The organism is Pseudomonas sp. SIMBA_067, from assembly GCF_046534675.1.
Classification (GTDB): Bacteria; Pseudomonadota; Gammaproteobacteria; order Pseudomonadales; family Pseudomonadaceae; genus Aquipseudomonas; species Aquipseudomonas putida.
In genome coordinates, this window is sequence record NZ_JAWRYH010001444.1 from 1 (window position 1) to 232 (window position 232).

The 232-nt window shown below is 66.8% G+C and carries 1 pseudogene; it reads right to left on the minus strand.

From position 1 onward, the window contains the following. Positions 1–232: pseudogene (locus tag SB765_RS34190) on the minus strand (chemotaxis protein CheW); the annotation flags it as partial.

Consider the following 232-nt stretch of genomic DNA (forward strand, 5'->3'; position numbering starts at 1 on the left):
CTGCCAGGCAGGCGGTCGCCAGGGCCAGCCATTCTTCGCCGAGCCTGAACAACAGCAGGGAGTGGCCGACAGATTGCTCGGCGGCTTGCGCCGCAACGGCCTGGTCATCCTGCAGCAGGGCGTAACGGTCGAGCAGGCGCGTGGCGGCAGCGGCATAGACGTCGCAGTTGCGGCAATGGATGTGCTGCTCCAGCAGCGGGCACTGTTTGTCACCGTGCACGCCGATGCGGTT